This is a genomic window from Klebsiella sp. RC2, assembly GCF_014192815.1.
GTDB classification, from domain to species: Bacteria; Pseudomonadota; Gammaproteobacteria; order Enterobacterales; family Enterobacteriaceae; genus Klebsiella; species Klebsiella variicola.
The window spans coordinates 521,577-537,497 of record NZ_JACHYL010000003.1 but is presented as its reverse complement, the minus strand read 5'-3'; the positions used below and the strand labels follow the sequence as shown (position 1 = coordinate 537,497).

The window sequence follows — 15,921 nt, the reverse complement described above, 5'->3', positions numbered from 1 at the left end:
CATATGTTCCTGGATTTTTCCATATATTTCCAGATATTTCTTACTTACCTTAACTCATCAGAGTTAAGGCAACGCCGATGGACTGGTAGGTATGGTATCACCGGCGTATTTCCCCCCCGCGTTAAAGTTGGCGTTAAACAGCTGCTGCTCTGCTGCCACAATATCAGCCAGTGCCATCCCGGATGCGTCAATATCAATCAGGTGCGTCCGGTACATTACAAACGACTTGCAATTATTATTCACCAGCGCGCCGAAACCCGACGCCGCCCCCCATACTGGCATATCCTGATAATAAATATTCTCTGTAAAATCGCTCCCGTTTTTGTCCGACTGCAGGCTGAACTGCGCCGGACCCGCAGAAACGGCGTTCGGTAAACGGGCTACGATCAGGCGGTTCGTTGAGGGGGACGTTTGTGACGAAATCAGCACCTCAGTGGTCTGCGTTGCAGGTGTTCCACTGCCGACACGGGTAACCTGATAGTGCATAATGAGCAGGAATTTATGATCGTGCTGATGTTCGGCCAAATACGGCATGATACCTGGGCAGGTAAACCGCCCACGGTGACCTGACACCTGATTCACCAGTGACAGGATGCCATGTATCCCGCCTTTTGCCGTCCTTTCAAATTTCGCCTCCGGCGCAGAGCCGGTGGTGACCAGCGTGCTATTCCATGCCACCTTCAAATCAGCCGCGGTTTTCCCTGTCAGTTCTGCGGACACTTCTGCCGCCAGGTTATCGGTATATACCGTTGTTCCGGTTGCCGAGAAATTGAAAGCGGGGTCTATCATCACGGCGTCCAGCAAAAACAACGATCCGGGATTCAGCCCCGGATAGTTGTAGAGGATTGGTAATCTTGAATCCGTGAAATTCGCCCCGTAGAGATTAACGACCTGTCCCATTCTTCACCTCATTTGAAAAAATAATTGTTGTTCAGGATGTCAGCAATACCGTCCCGTGTCGGGATCGGTGTGTATCCTGCGCCCAGGTCAAAACCCGCACCGCCAAACGCCAGCGCCTGGCCTCCGGCCTGGCTGAGATGGGTGATATCGATGGCAATTTCTGACCAGGAGCCGTTGTTATTCACGATGACATTTCCCACCGTACCGGCTGCAATCCGCAGATAGTAATCAGCATGTGAGCCACCGGAAGGCGTCCCGGCATTACTCCAAGTTCCCTGGTAGGTCAGCATGTTGGTTGTGAGTCCTGAGGGCATCAGCGCGCTGGCAAAAAATGACCACGGCAGCACGCCATATTTCGCGGCAACCTGTTTTTCAGTCATACCAGGGAAAGTCGGGTCTATGGCATCCGTCGCCGCAGACAACATGATCTCGTACACTACGGCGTGTTGTTCGGGGAACATTCGGCGATACCACTCCGTGAGCTCATAGAGCGGGCCGGTTCTGGCAAACTGATTTTCATGCTGCGTATAAACCATCCGCACGCCGTTCCATGTCGCCTGACGTTGCCCCATCACAGTAAGGAACAGCACGCGAATGAACATCGCCCAGGCCAGCCTATGCAGCTTTATGGACGCCTCACGTACCTGGGCGGCCCCCAGATCTGTCGTCGGCTGATTGTTCTGCCCATGCCATGCGCCTATTACCTGCCCAGCCCAGCGATCGCCCCAGGATAAAGCCTCTTGCTGGAGCATCCCCACCACTTGATCTGACGTGGAGCCGCCATATGAGCGGACCTCTCCAATACGGCCAGTCGCCGCGATAATCGTTGTGCCAGAGGAACCACTGCCAAACATCGAGTCGCCGATCAGCAGCAGCTTCTGGCAGATCCCCTGACGCATAGCGTTAGCAACCTGTGCTTTCATCCGCACTGCAACCGACGTCGCCGCTTTATCCGCACGCCTGAACTCCCATTCATCCGCGTTCGCAGCACATCGCAGGCTGATACTCTGTCCGGCAGCAACCGTTGAAACTGGTTCACCGGCGATCTTTACCCAGTTAACACCATCAAAGATGGCGTAATCGCCAGCTACATACGTTTCCCCGCCAGCGCTCCCGCCAGCTGATGCCTGGTAGAGGACATTCGGACGGTTTGAGCCAGGTAGCCCTGCGGCCGGGGAAAACTCCCCCCCGTACAGCAGGAGATCACTGGTGGAGTTCAGGACGGCAAATTGTGGCTGCAGGAATCCACCGCCTGCAGTTTGCAAGGTCAGGAATAACAGCGCGTCACCAGGAGAGAGCGTCATTCCTGCAAATGTCCCGGCCGAGGTGACCAGATACCAGGTATCGTTCTTTCGCGCTGCTCCTGAGCCAGGGGAACGCTGAATACTCCAGCTGGTGCCATCATAGACCAGCAGATCGCCGAGATAGACGTTCTGCCCGTTCCAGTTTCCCGGCGCAGTTTCCGAAACGCTGGAGTTGGTGTTATATGCCTCGTAGCTGTAATAGTCGCCTGCTGAAAACGAGCCGGAGGGTGTTGATATCGTCGGGCTGGTCAGTCGTCCCCTACGGGTGATGGAGGCTACTGAACCGGGATTAAAAGGAACACCCTGCGCCTTACCGGCAACTTTGAGGCCGAACGACCGCCGATATTCCAGCGCCGTGCCGGTGGTATTCACACCGTACAATGCCCGGCAGATATGGGATGACAAAGGCACCCATCCCGATCCGTCTTTGTCGTTGGTGCGGGCTGTAAGCTCTGCAATTCGTGATCGTATTGCATCCGGATAAACGCTCACGACGTCCTGAGCTACCGGCATCAGCGAGCCGCGCAATGAATCGGTGAGATTGTCGGCTGTGATGACGTTTTTACCAATCGCCAGCAGCGGAATCTCTACCTGGCCCGTAACGGTAACCCGCATCGCACAGCGCCGGGTAACGGGATCAATCCAGGCCATGACATAGCCACTATCCGGGGTCAGGTAAACGGGGACCAGCCCCTGCAGATTGGGTGACAGCATCTCCGGTTCAATGGCACCGTCTGCGATTTTCAGCAGCGGAATATCAACCTCACCACTCACCGAAACCCGCAACGCCATGCGGCGGGTAACAGGATCTATCCAGGCCATAATGTATCCGGTGGACGGATCAAGGGTCATGGGAATTAACCGTTGAATTTCCTCCTGCAACGCCGGGCGTTCAATCGACCCGTTCTGGTACTGCAGCAGGGGAATTTCAACCTGGCCGGTAACGGTTACGAGTATGCAGGAACGCTTCGACTCCGGATCGCGAAACGCCAGTACATAACCGCTTTCCGGGTTCATGACTTCGGGGATCAGGCCAGACGATTTCAGGCTGTTGATAACATTATCGGTATAGCCCTTTGCCGCCATCTGTTTGCCGGTGGTCGTGAGTACACCACTGATATTTTTATACTCATCAGCCAGAACGTCACTGAGCGGGCTCAGTACATAAATCACCGCACCATCAGGAATGTTTGCGATATCCGCCTGGGCTTTCGACAGGTCTGTATATTGTTTTCCCAGAGGGACCAGGTTTTCCCGCGTATTTTCAACAATTGCCGCGAATGTCTGCAGCATCAGGCGCCAGGTGTCCAGCGGTTGCCCGGCACGGTCGGTAACGGTGCCCGCGGGCCCGTTAACGAGTTCGTCCAGGCGAGTGGCGTTATCGAGCAGCACCGCGGGCGACGTGCTCCCAAGTGGCGGATCAAAGGCCATGTTTTTTTGCTCCAAAAAGAGGCTTCGCACAAACGAGGGTTTGAGCGAATGGCCGCGGCTTTTTACAATCAGCTATTTCAAGGAGTTAGATAGTGCTGATTGGCTATGCGAGGGTATCAACCGGGGATCAAAACCTCGATTTACAGAAAAACGCGCTGATTCGCGCAGAATGTGAGCTGGTATTTGAGGATATGGCCAGCGGGAAAAATGCCCGGCGGCCAGGGTTAAAGCGCGCCTTACGGCGGCTGCGACCGGGCGATGTGCTGGTGGTCTGGAAACTGGACCGGCTGGGCCGAAGCGTGCGTGATCTGATTACGCTCGTGTCGGAGCTGCAGGCTCGCGGGGTAAATTTCCGCAGTCTGACCGACAGCATCGATACCAGTACGCCAGCAGGCCGTTTTTTCTTCCACGTCATGAGCGCCCTGGCGGAAATGGAGCGCGAGCTGATCGTCGAGCGTACCCGCGCCGGTTTAGCCGCTGCGAGGGAGCAGGGGAGAGTCGGTGGCCGCCGCCGGGTAATGACTGAAGAAGTGGTGGAGCGGTGCCGCAGAATGCTGGAGAACGGCGCTACCCGACAACAGATCGCAGATGTGACAGGGGTGGGGGTGAAGACGATTTACAAATATCTCCCTGTAGCACTTACTCGGGAACCTCTTTGTAGAAAATTGCAGGGATTATCGGAGATAGTTTGAAGACTACTATGAAATTCCCCGAAAAACATTGCCCCATCCTTATAAACTTAAGGATTTCAACGTGGTAAAGCCTGCTGCTGTTAAAAAGTAGTCAGCAAGATAGATTCATGGTACATGACAAGTAGAATGGTTCAATTATATAAAGAGGCTTCGCCTTCGGGACGCGTTTTGAACCTGCGATGCATCCACAGGTATTGCTCAGGGGCACGGAGAATTTCACGCTCGATAATCTTGTTTATATAAGCCGCTGCGGCGACCTTGTCCTCCCCTGGATAGCCTGACAGCGGATTGCTGATATACATGTGATAACCTTTTTTATCGCTACGTCGAATCATGCTAAGTGTGAGCAAGTCTGCACCAGCGAGTTTTGACAGAGCATACGTTCCGTTCGTCGTGGCTGCTTTTTTTACCGAGAAAAAAGGTGCAAAAACGCTTCCCTTAGACCCATAATCCTGGTCTGGTGCAAACCACACGGCTTCACCAGCTTTTAGCGCATGAACAAAACCGGATAAATTACGTCGATTAATCATCGCCTTATTTGAACGCATACGCCCTTTTGTCTGTACCCATTCCATTAATGGATTATTGTGTGGACGATACGTTGCCATCATAGGATGGCATAACCCCATTACTCTTCCACACAATTCAAGGGACATAAAATGTATCCCGACAACCATTACCCCTCTGGTCGCACCGGTCAGGTTTTCAAGCCCTTCGACATCAAACCATTTTTTGACTCTCGCATCGCTCCAGAACCAGGCCATTCCTGTTTCCATTAGTCCCAGCCCGAGAGAAACAAAGTTTTTATTGACCATCTGGCTCCGGGCAAACGGTGTCATCTCGGGAAAGCACAGTTCGATATTTCTACTCGCAATCCCTTCCCGGCGTTTCAGAAAGGGTCTGGATATTTTTCCAAGACCAGAGCCCAGAGTATGTAAAACCGGGTAAGGAAGTTGAACGAGAAGCCACAGCAGACCCAAACCAGTCCAGGTAAGCCAGTAGCGGGGATGGAGTAAATTATGAGTAAAAGTCTGTGCCATAAATTTCCTTAATGCTAATGAAGGTTATAACGCAAAAGGAAAACAATGAAGCAATTCGTCTTGAGCGATACATTTTGTTTTAGACAATTTAAAGTCATCTAAATTCAGAAAAAATAACTTTGCAATGACTGGTAAAGAATTTAAAGAGTCAGGAATGAATTGTAAGCCAGCAAAGTTATTCTGTTATAAATCCATGTTTTATCATTGATACTCAAGAAATTGTCTTCTTGATTCATCATCATCAAGGTACTCAAAAGAAAGAAGCCGAATTTTGGTAAATTTATAAAACCACTCACAATCGTTTCGTTGAATAATTTCGCCTGGTTTGAAACATATCCCGGATGCCACCCGTATAATCGCATATTTACCATTACTAAACCTGACCCGGTGAATACAGAAAGGTTGACCGGCCTGCCCGTGACAGCTGTTTGACAGGATATGTCCTTCAATAAAAACAGTTTTTTTAGATTTCATTATCATACCCTCGACAACTGCAGTACAGGAGAAATGTTGTCATTTCCCGACATCACTGACGTTAAGTGGCAGAAGCTGATCAGCCGCCGATACACCAGCATTCTGAAGGTCTGAAGAGCAGTCCGCAGGCAGGGCACTCAAGAACCGCATCTTTTCTTAGTTTACCTGCTTTTTGATCGGCTCTGTGTGCGCATGCCGGGCAGGCAACATGAACCGGTCTTTCTTTAAAATACCTGAGCCCATTTGTATAAGACATAAATAATTCTCTGAGGAATACAGTAATTATTATACACTTTAATATAAAAATAACTGGCATAAGTTATGTTAAGTTGTGTCTGAATCAGTATATCAGATATTGAAAATTGAACGTCTGATTTATGGTACACTACCCTTCCGTGAGAAATTTAAGATGAAATCAGAAGACACCCTTGACTGGTATCCGGCACAACTACCGCCAGTGAAAATTATTCTTGGCGAAGCCGTGCTGGCTGTGGGTAAACAGGGCCGGCCGATTAATACCCGCACCTTGCTGGAATACCTTCAGGTCATGCAGGACAAACAAAAAAGGCGGGATGACAAAATCGCCATGCAGACTGCGATTGATGTTCTCAGGGATAATCAGCGCATTAACGGCAGACGTTAATGCACCTCCGGGCTCAGTGACAGTTCTGAATGATCTCAACCGTATGGTTTTGTCCATCATCCTTCAGCGGTATTCTGTCATCAGGGAGGAGAACACCATCCAGTGTCACGCAATATTCTGCATCGCCGCGTGAAACACTAATCTGATAATGGCTTTCACCATATTGATATGCCATAGAAAAAGACGACCACTCATCCGGTAACCGGGCATGAACACTAAACTCAGTGCCGGAACGTTTTATCCCCAGTAATTCCTCGGTAAGTAAACGCCAGGCCCAGCCTGCGGAACCGGTATACCAGCTCCACCCTGCACGTCCGGTATGGGGAGCGACGCTGTAGACATCAGCACTCATGACATAAGGCTCAGCTTTATAAATCCCGACAGAGTCCGCATTCAGGGTATGATTTATAGGGTTGAGCATTGACCAGAGTTGCCAGGCTCGTCCGGCATTCCCCATTCGGGCAAAGGCCATCACTGCCCAGATGGCGCCATGCGTATACTGCCCTCCGTTTTCCCGCACGCCTGGCAGGTACCCCTGTATGTAGCCCGGATTTGGACCGTGTCCGTCGAAAGGAGGCGTTAACAGTTTGATCAGCCCTCCTTCGTTATCCACAAGGTGCTTATCCAGCGCCTGCATGGCCTTTGCGCACCGTCCCGGGCTCGCGGCGCCGGACAATACAGACCAGCTCTGCGCAATCGCATCAATCCGGCAGTCCTGTGAGGTTTTCGATCCCAGGGGAGTACCATCGTCAAAATACCCGCGCCGGTACCATTCCCCATCCCAGGCGTGGGCTTCGAGATTACTTTGCAGGCGCAGAGCCTGTGAACGGCACATCGCGGCGACGCTTTCATCCAGCCTGCGCTCCGCCAGCGCTGCAAACCGCTGCAAAATGTCGTACAGGAAGAAGCCCAGCCAGACGCTTTCACCTTTGCCTTCGATACCCACCCGGTTCATCCCGTCATTCCAGTCACCAGCACCCATCAGCGGCAGGCCATGCTCCCCGAAGCGAAGTCCATAGTGTATAGCTTTGACGCAGTGTAACCAGAGTGTCTCTTCGGTGCCGCTGATGACCGGCGTGTCATAGACAGACTCTTCACCAGGCTGAAGCGAGCGTCCCTCCAGATAAGGAATGCGTATTTCCAGTGCATCCATATCCCCCGTCGTTTCAACATAGTAGCAAACAGCAAGCGGCAGCCAAAGATAGTCATCGGAACAGCGGGTACGCACACCGTTGCCGTGTGGCGGGTGCCACCAGTGCTGCACATCCCCCTCGATAAACTGCCGCGATGCGCAGAGTATTATCTGTTCACGCATCCGGTCCGGAGCAGCGTGGCTCAGAGCTAGCGTATCCTGCAGCTGATCGCGAAAACCAAATGCACCGCCAGACTGATAGTAGCCACTCCGGGCCATAAGACGGCAGGCGACCGTCTGATACAACAGCCAGCCATTAACCAGTAAATTTACGGACGTGTCGGGGGTGTTAACTACGATTTTATCGAGAACATTGTGCCAGTGATTATGAATCCGGTTCAGCTCCTGGCGGACCGTATCCTCGTTCATGTAGCGGGCCAGCATCTCCTGAGCACAAACATCATTCTCCTCTGCGCCGAGGATAAAAATAAACGTCCTCTGGTCCCCGTCAATTAATGTAACCGCCGATTGCACCGCTCCGCAGGGATCCAGACCGGCCCCCGTCTTACCAGAAAGCTTTTGCAGTTTCATGGCCGAAGGGGCGTGAAGGGAACCATTACGGCCAATAAACTCCCGGCGGTCCCCTGTCAGAGAACAGTCATTACCGCTGACGGCAAAAAATGCAGTTCGGCCGCCACCATTATCACCATAAAAGTTATTCGCAAGTATCCCGCAGCCGCCGGGCGTTCTGGCCACATGTGTCACAATGTGAGGGGCTGAGCGCGTTCGTGTTTCTCCGAGCGTCCACTCTACATAGCCTGTGACGGAAAGTTGACGTGTCCGTCCCGAAGAGTTACTGAGCGTCAGGAGCACCAGTTTAACCGGATCTTCTTCAGCAACCAGGACCGTCAACTCGCTGTCTATACCACTCTCACGATGGGCAAAAACGCTGTAGCCAAAACCATGGCGGGTCAGGTAATCACCGTGTCCGCGAACAGGTAAAGCCGTCGGCGACCAGCACTCCCCGCTCTCTTCATCGCGCAGGTAAAATGCTTCGCCGCTGCGATCGCTCACCGGATCGTTCTCCCACGGCGTCAACCGGTATTCATGGGCATTCTCATACCAGGTATAGGCCTGCCCTGCCTCTGAGATCACACTGCCAAAACGAGAATTTGCCAGTATGTTCGACCAGGGAGCCGGTGTAAGCGCATTTTCCCGAAGGACGATCTGATATTCCCGCCCATCCAGAGAAAATCCACCGTACCCATTGAAATGGCATAACTGACTGGTATCAGGGCTCCAGTCCGTATGTTGATTACGCTCGCGCACAGCACGCGGAATGAATGCCCTTGCCGGCGATTTCAGCGTATGAATACGCTGGTTAAGCTGCTCATTAATACCCCCTGCGCGGTCATCAAGATAAAGACAGGCCACGCTCATCAAAAGCAACTTATCCTCAGCGGAGAGATGCTCACCGTTCCGGACAAAAAGCCCGCCCTTTTTATCCAGCAGACTGGCTTCAGACCCGGCATAAATTAACTCCATAATCTGATTTTGTAATCCCTGCTGGTAGCCGCCGGGGCTGTTATTCAGGATAACCAAATCAACATCCAGCCCTTTCTGTCTCCAGTAACGGTGTGCCTGAATCAGTGTGGTCACTGAGGTGATACTTTCCTCGCTGGTTATACTCAGCAGCACTATCGGCAGATCTCCTGAAATTGCCCAGCCCCACAGTCCGGACTGGCCACGCCGGTTGCGGTCGATCGCCTGGCCTTCGGCGCGCAGCTCCTGGACAGGGTAAAGCACAGCGCTGGCGAGATTATTGAACAACGTGGCATCATCTTCACTGGCGTTCATCTGGCGCAATACCACCAGACTGTGAGACCAGGCCAGTTCAAAGACGCGATCGGCGATAGGGTAATCGCGATATTTCTCCAGCAACGCCAGGCTCTGCTGACGGGTCTCGCTGATGCCATAAATGATATCAATCGTAACCGGCTGCCCCGGCTGCAGAATGATGGCGTTGCGAATTGCCAGTATCGGATCCAGCACCGAGCCCGACGTGTTGCCTAGCATCCCTCCCGTCTCTATTGCCTGTGCATTCGCAGGGTTTCTGCCACGTCCAATAAACCTTGCCCTGTCCGTTTCAAACGACACGTTATGTCGGTTATCGCCGTGCACCACCATCATGTGAAACAGGCAAGGGCCCGGTTCATCCGGTGAGCGCGGGCGCCGGTGGCAAAGAATAGCGTCACGTTCAGGAGCAAGCTCAGTCTGAATAAACAAATTGCTGAATGCCGGGTGTGCCAGATCGCTGGCATCAGGTGCCAGTACCACTTCAGCATAGGTTGTCAGCTCCAGAGAGCGAGGCTTGCGACCACGATGAATCAGTGTGAGCCGTCGCAATTCAACATCATCCTCCGGAGAGATCACCACCTGAGTTTTGACGCTGAGTCCCCCTAAGCTGCGTCTGAATTCTGCCCCCGCATCGGTGAACAACACTTCCTCGTCTTGTCCGCTGGTGTAGCCTGTCGGTTGCCAGGTATTGCTCCACACATCTCCCGTCTGGGTATCGCGGATGTAGCAGAATGCTCCCCAGTTATCACGGGTGGTATCACTGCGCCAGCGCGTTAGTGCAATATCATTCCAGCGACTGTAACCACCGCCGCCCGCGGTCAACATCAGATGATAATGGCCGTTGGACAGGAGTTGAATATCCGGGGCGGGGGTATCCACGCTATAGAAAATACGGGGTTCATAGCGAACGGGTTTGACCATGCCCTCATGAGATTCAAAATGACGGCGCGGACTGTACAGATCGACCGCATCCGGCACGCGCTCCTGTAACAGCAGACTCGCTGACAGGAATACCGTGCTGGACATAAAGCGTTCAGTCATGGGGGCGTCAAGCAGCACATGAGCCAGCGCCTGAAATGCCATACCCTGGTGATGCGCCATCCAGGACTGTACCACCGCATAGAGCTGACCGGTTGCAAGACGTGAGGGGGTATAGTCCAGCGCTTCATAAAAACCGTATTCTCCGCGTGCACCATTTTTTTGCAGCCTGAACAGGTTCTCACAGGCTCTCTGTGGGGAAACCATCAGCGCCAGCAGCGTGGCGTAAGGAGCAACAACCATGTCATCGGCAAGTCCCCTGCGCAGACCGAGCCCCGGTACGCCAAATGCCTGATACTGATAATTATGCTGAACATCAAAAGCATGATAGCCAGACTCTGAAACACCCCATGGTACCCCGCGTTCTTTCCCCCAGTGAATCTGGCGCATAACCGCCGACTGACTCATTTCATCGAGCAGGCTTCCGGGCCAGGTGGGCATCACCAGATTCGGCATCAGATATTCAAACATGGATCCGCTCCATGACATCAGGGCAGTTTCATTATCAATCGTGGTAAACAATCGACCCAGCGCGTACCAGCTTTTAAGAGGCAGCTGATTAGTCGCAATGGCAAGAAAACTGGTCAGGCGAATTTCAGACGGCAGGAGATCGTAGTGGCTCTTGTCAGGCATATTGGTGTCACAGTTATAACCGACGCTGAGCAGACTGGTTGCTTCACTGTACAGAAAGGCGAAATCCATCCGGGCATGCTCATCCAGCCGCTGTTCCAGTTCGGTGATAATATTGAGTCGCATTCGGGCCTGCTCCGTCACTGACGCCGGAGGCGTTCCTGTACCGGTTAATGTCGGACGGGCAAGCTCGCTCAGCGTCGGCAGCGTCTGTTCATTCCAGGATGCAGGCAACCAGCCAAGCAACAGAGACCACTCATGGCAAAGCTGAACCAGTTGATGCTCCAGATGTCCAGCCCAGCGCATCTGAAGAGGAGATCCCTGATGGCATGCGCTGGTCAGATGGTTGCACTGGGTGCGCATGCTTTTCAGTTCGCTGAAAAGCGCCTGCGGAGAGAGCGACACCGCGTTCAGGCAATGCTTGCGCAGCAGTTTCAGGCTGTCAGGTGGGTTCTTACCCCACTGTTTTTCCAGAATATCCAGCGTATCGTTCAGTCCTGTCAGTATCTGTTGGCTGCTTAAAACAGGCTGATGACGCATGGCGGACAGGCCTGCACGCAGGGTCAATAAATGCCCGGCCATATTGCCGCTGTCGACGCTGGAGATATAGCGTGGACTTAGGGGGACCAGCGTACGGGTGTCATACCAGTTGTAGAGATGGCCCCGGTAGTGCTCCATTTTATCCATCGTGTCGAGCGTGAGCGACACGCGCCGGAGCACCTCTCCGCCAGGCAGGTAGCCAAAGTCCCATGCCGTCAGGTTAGCCATAAGTGAAAGACCAATATTGGTAGGAGAGGTTCGGTGTGCCACCGTCGGTTGTGGTATTTCCTGATAATTATCAGGCGGAAGCCAGTTCTCTTTTGCTGTGGCAAATGTTTCAAAAAAAGCCCAGATTTCACGGCTTGTCTGGCGTAACAGCTGTTTTTGTTCCTGATTAGGCGAAAAAACCTTACGCACGGGCTGGCGACTCAGCCTGCTCATCAGCAGCGGTGCCACACACCATACCAAACCGATCGGTAACGCAATCCCCAGCAGCTGTGGGGCAAATTGTCCGGTCAGTATTGTCAGCGCCACGCCACCGGCAACGTTCAGCCACATCGCCTGATAAAAACGTGCAACAGTGGGTCTGGCCTGACTGCTGTCCTGGCTGTGGCTGACCCACTGGCTGAGGTGACGCCTGCTTATCCCCAGTCGCCATAGCGTCTCGGCGATCGCTTTCAGCGAATATCCGGCTTCGTGCGGCAGTATCGCAAAATTAAGGCTGATACCTGACAGACGCTTTAGCGCGCCCGCCCCCACCAGTAACAGATGCGACTTCACGCGGCGACGCAGAGGTTTATGCAGAAGGTCGTGGCTAATGCAGAGGAGGGCTGGCAACAGCCATATCAGCAACAGTATGCCCAGCCAGTAAACCGGATTGGGTACCCAAAGCAGAGTGAAGAACAGCAATACCAGTAAGGAGGGGGCTACTAGGCTGCGACGCAGATTGTCGAGTAATTTCCAGTAAGAAAGCGCGGTCAGTGGATTCCGGGTACGGGTTCCATCGGCTTTTCTGACGTGTGGTTTCAGCCAGTTAAGCAGTTGCCAGTCACCCCGGATCCAGCGTGAACGGCGTGCAACGTCGGACAGATAATTATTAGGGTACTGTTCGTAGAGTAACACCTCACTCAGCAGACCCGAGCGCGCATAGCACCCTTCGAGGAGATCATGGCTGAGAACCAGATTTTCCGGACAGGTATTGGCAGTGGCCTGCATAAAAATGTCAACATCGTAAATCCCTTTGCCCACAAACGATCCTTCCCCAAAGAGATCCTGATAGATATCCGAAGACATCATAGAATAGGGGTTATTACCCGGTATGCTGCTGCGCAGGGCGGCGTAACGCCCCTGACCGTTACGTGGTATCTCCTCCGCAAGACCGGGTTGTAAAATACCAAATCCTTTGACCACCCTCTGGCGTACCGGATCATACTCTGGCGTATTCAACGGATGGGCCATCGCCGCGACCAGTTTGTGAGCCGTATCGCGCGGCAACACCGTATCACTGTCCAGGGTAATGACGTATTTAATGTGATCCGGTAAAAGGTGGGCCGGCATGTCTGCAACGCTGACGAATTGCGTTCCCGGATGGCGCAACCAGCTGTTCAGCAACGCCAGTTTTCCCCGCTTGCGTTCGTAGCCCATCCACATTCCTTCCGAGGGGTTCCATTCAGGCTGACGATGTAACAGATAAAAACGTGGTCGACCGGAGGGGTAGCGCCGATTCAGCGCCTGCGTATCAGCGATAGCCTGTCTGAGCAGCGCGTGACTTTCCGGCGAGGGTTCATTTTCAGAATCTGCAAAATCAGTGAGCAGCGCGAACCTGAGATTTTCGTTTTCATTCCCCAACCAGCAAACTTCAAGACTGGTGAGGAGCTGGCTGAAACTTTCGTGGCTGGTCAACATGCAGGGAATGACTAACATAGTGGCACTGTCAGCGGGAATACCGGCTGAAAAATCCATCCCCGGCAAGGGGCGAGGAACGCGAAAACGGGTGGTTGCGTCACTGAGTAAATCACTCATTAACTGAGTTAAAGCGATAACCAGAGGTAATATCACCGCGATTAACAACCAACCTACGCCCTGCATGGCAGTTTCGTGCAATATTGCCGCGGTCGCTGCGGTTGTCAACAACGCCAGGCTGCCAAGCCATGACAGCAGGGTTATTCTGTTGAAACTGTGCCGCAAGCGTATGAGCCCTGAGGTGTCTGCCAGAAGATGTATATCCAGTGCCTGTCGACCTTCGCCGGCGAGATAATAACCAATATGATGTTCCGGTGTATTGGGGGCTTTTTCCTCTGAAAGCGCCAGCACCCTGTCAGCAACCTCAGGCTCGCTGAGCCCACTGTCTCTGGCCAGGACCTCAACTACGTGCCGGTAATGATCCCGGGTATTGAAGTGCATCCGGGGATAGATACCGGCAGGATCATTGCTTAATGCCTGTTCGACGACGCTTATCGTTTCGGCGAAATCAGCCCAGTCCGTTTCACCCAGTAATCGCAGGCCTGCGATGCTGTTACTGACAGACAGCTGGCTGGCGGCAAGCTGTTGATTGAAGTTATTTATGAGAATGTCAGTGGTGACTCCCTGTTCCCGAAGGCACTGATCAACCCAGGTAAGAGGTAACGACAGCGCGTTGCCGTGCCCCTGCAGACGCCGCACCAGTTCTGCGACAAACGCGCTGGATAACGGAGGACGGGAGCGCGCCAAATCGGCAACCACCATAATTAAATCACCAGGCGCACTCTCTGCACATTCGAAAATCCTGGTTATCCACGTATCTGCCAGGTTTCTGTCCTGTTGCGCTTTTATCACTTCCATACTGATACGACGAAGATTTTCAATCAGCGCCAGGCGAAGCATTCCCGGTAATGCCCAGATTTCACCTAGTGTCAGCGGCGTCACCTGTTGATAGGCAGCGAGATAGCTGGTCAGACTGGTGGCATCCCAGCGGCCATCACCGTGAGCAATGGCCTCTGATGCGATATGATAAATTCTTGGGCAATTCAGCGGCGACATCAGCGACGGGAGACCTTTACCAAAACTTTTCGGCAAGTGCTGGCGGACGGTACGGATTTGTTCCTCAATCAGATAATAATTGTCCAGCAACCACTCCCCGGCGGGCATGATACTGGTCTTTTTACCTGCATTAAGCTCATAGCAGTTTTGGGTGATAACGGCCTCATTGTCGCCAAGCCGTTTCAGAAGATAATAGGGATGTTTATCCGGTGATACTTTATGGGTCCGCGCCAGCTTCTGACCATAGCGTTCCATCTGGGCAGTCGAAAAGAGTTCTGACCGCGGAGTGCTTTCGCTTGCAGGATCGTTCGCCGAAAACGTTACGTTTTCGGCAGCATTCACCGGAATACGGGAGCGGTTAAACCACGCTCTGGGGTTCATTTTCATAGCATTGCTCTGATGCGACATTAGCGCGCAGGAGCAGTTGCGAAATCAGTTCAGAAACGTTCTCTCAGGATGGGCGTCAGGCATCAGGGATTTAACAGCTGCTGGGATTTAACTTAAGTATAGAAGATGGTTCTGTCCACGGTGGATCAGTTGATACTAGCGCCGTGAGATAAACAGGGCTTTACACCGAGGGCAAAGCATGGCCTGATTGCGCCGGATTTTTGCCATCGGTTGAACTGATTTGAAACCACAAACAGTGCAGCCAACAGTGGCAGTAGATGCACCGCTGAAGAATTTCATTGCGTAATTGATAATAGACATAACCATTAACCTTTCAATGAATGAACTTCACCGTATCACATATGGTTAAGTTTTAATCTGTTTATTTTGAGACCCTGAAATTTAGGAGAGGTAAATGTTCGCAGCCACAGGCCCTCTGGGACCATTGATCCGACAGAATTCTATGCGGCTTCCTGGGATGAGTAATTCTGATTCGCGGGAGTTAACGGCTGAAATGTGAAGCAGAACATCTTTTCGCCCATCTGAAGGGATTATGAGGCCTTTACCACTGAGAATGTCAAAGCTTTTGACAATGCCTGTCATTTTATGGGACAAGTCAATTCCTTATTGAAAACACGTAAAGACTATACATTCAAAATAGTATATTGCACATTTAATTTTCCTGCCGGACTTCTGGATGGCTAAAAAAATAATTTGCTTATATCGATTCCCTGTGCCTTAATGAATCCTGTTAGTTCAATGTACAAACGAACGTTAAACATTTTCTGGTCAGTCCTCATTACCAGGCGCTATCGCTGATATCCCCTCTTTTTGA

At 52.4% G+C, this 15,921-nt stretch carries 10 protein-coding genes; 2 read left to right on the top strand and 8 right to left on the bottom strand.

Going from position 1 to position 15,921, the window contains the following annotated elements; genetic code table 11:
• Nucleotides 1-63 precede the first annotated feature (63 nt).
• A complete protein-coding gene (locus FHW76_RS12120) occupies nucleotides 64-900 on the bottom strand; it encodes a hypothetical protein (RefSeq protein WP_117147546.1) in 837 nt (278 codons plus the stop codon).
• 8 nt (nucleotides 901-908) lie between these two features.
• Complete coding sequence (locus FHW76_RS12115; RefSeq protein ID WP_117147547.1) at nucleotides 909-3,635, bottom strand: hypothetical protein; 2,727 nt, start codon at nucleotides 3,633-3,635, stop codon at nucleotides 909-911.
• Nucleotides 3,636-3,727: 92 nt separating this feature from the next.
• Here FHW76_RS12115 and FHW76_RS12110 point away from each other — a divergent pair, with 92 nt between their 5' ends.
• Complete coding sequence (locus FHW76_RS12110; RefSeq protein WP_062913846.1) at nucleotides 3,728-4,327, top strand: recombinase family protein; 600 nt, start codon at nucleotides 3,728-3,730, stop codon at nucleotides 4,325-4,327.
• Nucleotides 4,328-4,458: 131 nt separating this feature from the next.
• Here FHW76_RS12110 and lpxP read toward each other — a convergent pair whose 3' ends face one another.
• The 3 genes from lpxP to FHW76_RS26665 all read right to left on the bottom strand — a co-directional run bounded on the left by lpxP (nucleotide 4,459) and on the right by FHW76_RS26665 (nucleotide 6,097).
• Complete coding sequence (gene lpxP, locus FHW76_RS12105; protein WP_023322469.1) at nucleotides 4,459-5,367, bottom strand: kdo(2)-lipid IV(A) palmitoleoyltransferase; 909 nt, start codon at nucleotides 5,365-5,367, stop codon at nucleotides 4,459-4,461.
• A gap of 201 nt (nucleotides 5,368-5,568) precedes the next feature.
• Entirely contained in the window at nucleotides 5,569-5,841 is a 273-nt protein-coding gene (locus FHW76_RS12100; RefSeq protein ID WP_023322470.1) for a hypothetical protein, read from the bottom strand.
• A gap of 79 nt (nucleotides 5,842-5,920) precedes the next feature.
• Nucleotides 5,921-6,097: a YnfU family zinc-binding protein gene (locus tag FHW76_RS26665; RefSeq protein ID WP_214579372.1), complete on the bottom strand. Its 177-nt coding sequence runs from the start codon at nucleotides 6,095-6,097 to the stop codon at nucleotides 5,921-5,923.
• 153 nt (nucleotides 6,098-6,250) lie between these two features.
• Between FHW76_RS26665 and FHW76_RS12095 the strand changes: the two genes are divergently transcribed.
• Nucleotides 6,251-6,484 carry a hypothetical protein gene (locus tag FHW76_RS12095; protein WP_004132711.1) on the top strand — a complete coding sequence of 78 codons (234 nt, stop codon included), beginning with the start codon at nucleotides 6,251-6,253 and terminating at the stop codon, nucleotides 6,482-6,484.
• A gap of 13 nt (nucleotides 6,485-6,497) precedes the next feature.
• Here the strand turns inward: FHW76_RS12095 and FHW76_RS12090 are convergent, their stop codons facing one another.
• From FHW76_RS12090 to cspF, 3 genes are all read right to left on the bottom strand, one after another.
• The gene (locus FHW76_RS12090) at nucleotides 6,498-15,086 is read right to left on the bottom strand and encodes a GH36-type glycosyl hydrolase domain-containing protein (protein WP_117147672.1); all 8,589 of its coding nucleotides are present in this window, start codon (nucleotides 15,084-15,086) and stop codon (nucleotides 6,498-6,500) included.
• 156 nt (nucleotides 15,087-15,242) lie between these two features.
• Nucleotides 15,243-15,407: a YnfU family zinc-binding protein gene (locus tag FHW76_RS26310; RefSeq protein ID WP_220383972.1), complete on the bottom strand. Its 165-nt coding sequence runs from the start codon at nucleotides 15,405-15,407 to the stop codon at nucleotides 15,243-15,245.
• Nucleotides 15,408-15,488: 81 nt separating this feature from the next.
• Nucleotides 15,489-15,701 carry a cold shock-like protein CspF gene (gene cspF, locus FHW76_RS12085; protein WP_071787615.1) on the bottom strand — a complete coding sequence of 71 codons (213 nt, stop codon included), beginning with the start codon at nucleotides 15,699-15,701 and terminating at the stop codon, nucleotides 15,489-15,491.
• Nucleotides 15,702-15,921 lie beyond the last annotated feature (220 nt).